5 protein-coding genes are annotated in these 6,747 nt (G+C 50.7%); 3 read left to right on the forward strand and 2 right to left on the reverse strand.

Annotation, left to right across the window (positions count from 1 at the left end):
- Positions 1-540 precede the first annotated feature (540 nt).
- Together repA and QSK07_RS22125 are read left to right on the forward strand one after the other, a co-directional pair.
- Complete coding sequence (gene repA / locus QSK07_RS22120; protein ID WP_285723107.1) at positions 541-1,476, forward strand: plasmid replication initiator RepA; 936 nt, start codon at positions 541-543, stop codon at positions 1,474-1,476.
- A gap of 1,186 nt (positions 1,477-2,662) precedes the next feature.
- Positions 2,663-3,139 (forward strand): GNAT family N-acetyltransferase, encoded by a 477-nt coding sequence (locus QSK07_RS22125; RefSeq protein ID WP_285723105.1) that lies wholly within the window; start codon positions 2,663-2,665, stop codon positions 3,137-3,139.
- A 118-nt stretch (positions 3,140-3,257) separates the two neighbouring features.
- Here QSK07_RS22125 and QSK07_RS22130 read toward each other — a convergent pair whose 3' ends face one another.
- Complete coding sequence (locus tag QSK07_RS22130) at positions 3,258-3,878, reverse strand: LysE family translocator (protein ID WP_285723103.1); 621 nt, start codon at positions 3,876-3,878, stop codon at positions 3,258-3,260.
- A gap of 1,137 nt (positions 3,879-5,015) precedes the next feature.
- Here QSK07_RS22130 and QSK07_RS22135 point away from each other — a divergent pair.
- Positions 5,016-5,357, forward strand: coding sequence for an ASCH domain-containing protein (locus tag QSK07_RS22135; RefSeq protein WP_502921733.1), 342 nt, complete (start codon positions 5,016-5,018; stop codon positions 5,355-5,357).
- 167 nt (positions 5,358-5,524) lie between these two features.
- On the opposite strand, the gene QSK07_RS22140 is transcribed toward QSK07_RS22135, so the two are convergent.
- Positions 5,525-6,451, reverse strand: a complete 927-nt coding sequence (locus QSK07_RS22140) for a hypothetical protein (protein WP_285723101.1) — start codon at positions 6,449-6,451, stop codon at positions 5,525-5,527.
- Positions 6,452-6,747 lie beyond the last annotated feature (296 nt).

Genomic DNA, 6,747 nt, shown 5'->3' on the forward strand with positions numbered 1-6,747 from the left:
TCATTCGTGATTGCATTACAACCTACTGCTTAAAATCAGGAAATACATCTCTCAGATATCCCACCAGGTTGCGCCGTCCCGCCAGACGCGTGATTTGGATTAAGTCAGGCCACAGATGTGAATTCGTTCAAAATAAAGTTTATCAGTGAACTTTTTTTATCCATACGATTCGAGCTGTGAGCAAACTGTGCTGGATTTAAACGGGTGAGATGGGTATTCTTTTCAGAATTCGCCGGGCGGCGATCCTTTTTAGATCCTTATCGAATACTGTGGTGGTTGACGATGAGGATTTGCAGTAAACCTGTGGCCGGTCATGCGCGGCGCGGGAATAAATAAACCGGATAGGACGTATCCGCAAAAACGTCCAGGGTCTAGAGTTTACGGTTTACCGTACTCTGAATGCAAAAACCCCCCGAATCTGAGCTCAACTTGGCGGAAGAATCAGAATCAGGGGGTCCAAAAGCAGGCGCAGCGCCTGTAAAGGATTATAACGCATGCTATTCATAAGACAACCCCTGCCCGCCATAAGTTTGGGACAGGGTGAATGACCGCAATTTAATCGGGATAAACAGCCCGACTTCCGAAAATGACAGACGTCGCCGCGGCGATCATGATGTCACCTGCAAATGCCCTGAACCCCGGTGGTTCGCGCCTGATGGCTATCGCCCGCTCCCGGGTGAGTTTGGCCACGCCATGCGTCGTCTGGTCGTCAAAGAAAAGACCAGCGGTAAGTGGACGCTGCGTTTCCGGCCGTCACTTCATCCTTACTTTACGCAGTACCGTAAAGCTGCAGGCCGCGATCGGCATTTCCGTCCGGAACGGCGTGCGCTTATCGATGCGTTATTCCCTCTGCTTGTTCAGCGTGCCGACATGGCCACCTGGGTTGTGACCGTCAATGTCAGCCGGCTCGCCAGCGAGCTCAGCCCGAAAGACAGTGAAGACAACGTCATCCCCGAAACCCGGGTCGAACCCTGCCGGCTGTCGCGTCTGTTCCCGGAGCTAGCACGGTTTGGCCTTATCGAAATGCCTGACCTGGAATGGGACCCGATTGAACAGTACTGGATGCCCCGGCATATCATTCTCACGGAGCGTTTCTGGCAGCTGTGCGGCGTTAACACGGATAAGCTGCTGCTGCAGCGAAATCAGCGCATCGAGGCCGAAGAGGAAGGTATTCTCGAACCCGGTACGCGTGACTCCGTCCGGGCCGCCCGCCGGCGCTGGTATGAAAAAGCCCGTATAGCGACGCTGCTGAGCCGGCGCGAGAAGGCCGTACGGGAGAAAAGGCGCAGTAAGCTGGGTAAACTGCCGCTCGATGAACGGCGCAGCACGATGGCCAGCTGGCTCATCCGCACGCGGCCGAACCATGAACTGATCAACCTCGACGCTGACAGCTTCGATCGCCTTGTGTGGCAGCATCTTAACCAGCTGGAGCTGGGCCTCGGCTACGAGCCTGCACCTCCCGACGTCGTTCACTGACGTTTCCACGCACGATATTAACCGCCTTGACTGGCGGTAAAGTCGTTTGTGCCGCGTGCCTGACGCCCTGTTTTCCTCCCCGCAGCCGCGTCATTTTCCCCTCTGAGACGACAGAAATACCGCTTTTTCAGAGGCCGTCTTTTTTTATTAACATTTACCCGCAATCGGAAAGTTAACCTTACCTGCAAGTGAGTCTGAAGTTACCCGCAAGATATTCCTGACCTCTGGTCAGTAAAGAAATAATCAAAAAGAAAATAAGGTTTTCAGTCCGGCCATTCTGAGGATAAAGAAGGTCTTCGCTTGCAGCGGCCGCAGACGTCCGCGCCGCTCAGAATCTGAAGTAGCTCCCGCCTGCGGCGGGCATAGGGAAATCATTAGTTACAACACTCTTAATCACGATATAGGAACACACCAGAGCCGGCCTGAAACCTCCAGCCCCTCTCAACCGAAACCCGGGCCATCCTGAAACTCCGAGTGCCCCTTAACAGGCCGCCCCCGCCCCGGCCCGAAGGGCCGGAACAGAAGTGGCTGATAAATGGGTGTTGTAACTAGTTAGTTTTGAATTGCGGTGGGAGGAGCCGCGGTTTCTTTCTTTCGTCTTCGACCATCAGGCTAGTAAGCTGCTAACAGGCCGCTGCTTAAACGGCGTCTGGCAGCTACCGTGTTAAGTTCCGTGCCTGTCGCTGAACGTTGTGATGAACACCCCCCTAAGCGTCAGCAGCAGGCTGCCGCCGCCAAGGCCCCGGAAATCACGCCCTTTACGTCGCAGGCGCCGTAAAGCCCGCTCACCGGGGTTAAAAGGGGTTACATAAACTTCTTCGCTGCTGAAAGTTGGTTTGGGCTAATCAGGGCAGGGGATGGATTCGTAGTATATATCGGTCAGAAACCGGCTACGCCGGGCGTACGGCGCCGATTGGCTTCTGAGTCATAAGTTACATTATCTGGCCCCTTAATGCCGCTCACGCGGCATTAAGGGGCAGGCTGCGCACTGCTCGCCCGCCTGAATCGCGTCAAGTAGGTATTACATGATGTCCGCTGTGTGCCAGAAGCGGACATTGAGTATCCCTTACATGTAATCGATCGGAGTGTTGTTATTCCATAATCGAATAATTTGAAGTTACATTGCTATAGCGCTATTAGTATGGTTATTTCTGTCTGTATGACTTCCTCAATAAGGATTAAAAAGATGGTCTCGTTTCGCCCAATGACAGAAGAAGAGTACTCTGCTTATCTTGAATATTTTATTCCGGATTATGCAATTGAGATAGCGTCAAATTATAGAATGTCTAAAAGTGATTCTTTAACGATGGCCAAGCAGGAAATATCAAAATTGCTTGCGGAAGGAGTGAATACTCAGGGGCAAATTTTACTTTCCATTTTCTCAAAATTAGATGTATCTGAGAGGCACGTAGGCTATCTTTGGTACAAACCAGATGCGGCAATGCGCACAGTATTTATCTATGATTTTTATATTTTAAATTCATTTCAGGGAGAAGGGTTGGGTAAACAGGCTCTTCGCGCTTTTGAAGAGGATCTTCAGGATAAGGGTTTTAAGGAGATTAGACTACGCGTAGCTGGAGATAATGCCCGTGCTTTTCATGTATACGAGAGCAGTGGTTTTGGAGTAACGGGTATCAATATGAGCAAGACCATCGTGCGTTAGGGTATTAAATTACAGAATCAGTAATTAAAACTACGCCTGCTTTCGCTCGCAGCGGACCTTCACTTCAGTCCGATGGTCCGCTGCGTGCCAGAAGCGGACATTGCCAGTCAGCCCAAGGCTATTTCGTGCTAATAGCAAGTTTAGCCGCGAAGCATAAAAATAAGCCCCCTGTTGCTCTGTCCATCACCCGGACAATGCGACCTTTCTTCAATACGGCTGACGCAAAATGCGTGGATAAAATGAGAGTTATTGACCATATAGTCCCAATAGCTACGTGGATGCTTACCAGGATAAAAGTCCATATTAAAGGTGAGTGACCGACAGGTACGAACTGCGGCAAAAATGAGACATAGAAAATGCCCATTTTGGGATTGAGCACATTCCCCAGCATTCCTCTGATAAACCAACTCCCCTGAGAAACGTTGTTGTTATCACCATCACTGAATGATGATCGAGGACGTATCAGCAGTTGTAAGCCCAGCCAGCTCAGGTAGACCGCGCCACAAACTTTGAGCACAGTGTAAGCCATCTCTGAAACCGCCAGAAGAGCGCCAAGACCCAACGCGACCAGCGCGCCCCATATAAAACAGCCAGCATCAATGCCAAGCGCAGCGTGAAAAGCCTTTTTGCCGCCCTCAGCACAAGCGGTGCGCAAAATAAGTGCCGTATCGAGGCCGGGAGTCAGGGTAAGTAACAGTGCTGCGAGAGAGAATGCGAAGAGGGAATCGTTAACCGTCATTTTCTTTGTCCGAAAGAGCAGATGCTAATCATTTAGTTCCCTGCAATCAACCTATCAAATATTACTTTTTAAAAGTCCGCTTTTCGCTCATAGCGGACCTTCAGCTCAGTTAGCCAGCCCATCTTGTGCCAAAAGCGGACGTTTCCAACATCTGCATGCACTAATCCCTGGAGGACAGATTTCACTGCATAACCATGCAGAAGCGCCGAAGCCATCAGGGGCGTTTTTCGGAGTTCTGAACAGAGAAAAGGTGCCGGAAACGGCCCGCCAGCGTCAGAAACGCGCTGAGGGCGCCTGCGGCGGTGCCGGTAAGCGCTTTTATGTTAAAAGCGTGATGCCTGGCTGGTGCGGAATATTTTTGCCTAAACTTCTTATTATCGGGCTGCCGGTGCCGATAATCATAATGTGCCTCACCAGGGGTGAAATAAACCGATAACGCGAACGTGTGTGATGTACTTCTGGCTCCCCCTGCCCTGGAGGAGCTTTTTTTTTGCCCCCTGTTTGCGGCTGGCTTGTGAAATTACAGGATTTACGCATGCTGAAAGCGTGCAGACTCATGCTGGAGCCTGCGCTTTATGCAGTAAATTGCGAACGCTTTTCTGTTGTTCAACCCGCTGGAGATGGCGGGTTTTTTTACGCGTAAAATTCAGGCGCAGCCGTGTCGCCAGGCTGGATAGCGTATTTTTTACCGCTTACGCCGCTGCCGGCGTTCGCTGTCTGTCGTCTGAGGTACAGTGGCGTGGTCATGATCCTGGGGTGAGTTCCCGGGCAGCCATCCGGGACGGATATCCCGGATGGCTGAAAAAAATCCCGAAACCTGGCCAGCGGAGCCGGGAAGGAAAGTAAGGCAGTGAAATTCGCGTTAAGAAAAACCGCCACTTACAGTATCACGCCTTTTCAGGAACGCGCAGGGATTCAGCAGGCCTAGGCCTGCTGCCGGTTCCGGGATTCGTGATCGAGATGTTATGGTAAAAGTGTGATGCCTGGCAGGTACCAAGAAAAATGATTCCGGCTGCGCTTATGTGCATGTAGAAGAGGCCGATAACGGTAGTGTGCCTCACCAGGGGTATACACTGATAGTGCTGCTGTATGTGCTGAAGGCTCCCGCTGCGGGGAGCCTTTTTTTCGCCGGAGGTCATGTCATTGCAGAATCTTAAGATCGTACCCCGTCTGCTGCCAGACGTCCGCGCAGGCAGGAAACTTCACACCATCCGCTGGCGGGAGCGTGAATTTGTGCCGGGTCCGATGCTTTACGTAAACGTGCGGGATGCATCCGACACGGTCATGGTGTGGGTCACGTGCGTTGAAAGGATGTCACTTTCTGACGTCGCGGCCAGACTTGGGAAAAGCAAGGAATGGCCGGATGCCGAACTTCTGGAAGGGATGCGTGAGCACTACCCGAGCATAGAGATGGATTCCGAAGTTGTGGTAATCCACCATTTACCGCCTGAGGCGTATGTTAAAGCTAAGCAGAGATGAACGGGTTATTATGTTTAATGTGATGAAACTCCAGTCGTTATCAGTAAATGTCCGCTGTTCGCTCACAGCAGAACAAGATTCAATTATTTGATGCTGTTCTTACTTTAAGTAAAGTGGTCGAACTCATTTTACCCCGGAAGGGGCGTGAACAGCGTCGCGCTAATTGTCTATGTTTCAATCTGCCGTTCCGCGAGAGCATGTATTGCTGCGCTTGATGCCCATTCATCAGATTGTTCAAGGTGTTCAATCTCTGACTCTGCTATCGGCGTTACACGGATCAGCGGAACGGAACCGAAAGGCAAATTATCAATCTTACGGCCATCACGGCTGAGGATGATTCGGGTCATTGGGTTATATTCGTCTGTAAGAGTGCAAAACAGAATTGCACCATATTTTTCAACATCGGCAGCAACCTGATACCCATTGGCAACGAGATCTCCAAGGTTAATCAAGAGATGTGCCCAGTCATCAATCTGGTGGCTGGTTATACTCGAAGCGTCTAATTCCATGAAAAGTTCGCATCCTACGCCATTTTCCGGGTCAGCAATGCCAGCCCAGGGTGTCGAGAGGCCATCAGTGGCCAGCGTTAATTGGGTGTTGCTCTTCACAGTGAGTACTCGACGATGAGGCCCAAACCATTCCGTCTGATTATGTATGTTCGCGCCATCTTGTTCAGCCTTAAAGCCATCTGAGACGCTGCCATACTTTTCCCAAAAGGCTCGCCTTGCTACTGAAGCTGCGTCATAAATCGGGTCCTGTGGACCACGCGGCACAATTGTCTCATCGAATAGTGTATCAACGGTTAGGCGCCCCCGTATTAACGGTATTTTAGACCTTGTCCAGTGAACGATAACCTTATTAAAGGGCCGTATCTGTGATGCTTCAAGTTTTTCGACAACCTCCCGGACTTTTTGAAAGGCGTGGTTACCCTCTGCAACGTGACTCCCGTCTGCATACATGTAACCTCCTGTTTGTGAGGAGACTCCAGCCTGTTCGGTGATAAATAACCATTCTCCGTTCACAGCGCCAGCGGGTGCTTTGTCTAAGGCCGAGCGTAAATCCCTTGCTGCATCAGAGTTTGAATATGCTGTCATATCTGTCCTTTAGCTTCACATCTTATGCATAATACTTATTTTAACTTATTAAAAATTATAGTATTAATTATCTTTCGGCCAGACAAACTGAAAAACACCTCCCGGAATTGGCTACCCTCTGCCTGCAGACGGGACCGGTTTTGCGCGCAAAAGTACCAACTTCCGCTCCTCGCTCATAGCGGACCCTGGCCGCCGTCAGTCCGCTCTGTGCCACAAGCGGACGTTCCTCGTACACAAGAATACCGCTTATCAGGCATTATGTTTCATCATGTGATGAGGTGGTTTTACTATAAGCT

Origin of the sequence: Pantoea sp. QMID4, assembly GCF_030270445.1 — a bacterium.
Lineage (GTDB): Bacteria > Pseudomonadota > Gammaproteobacteria > Enterobacterales > Enterobacteriaceae > Pantoea > Pantoea vagans.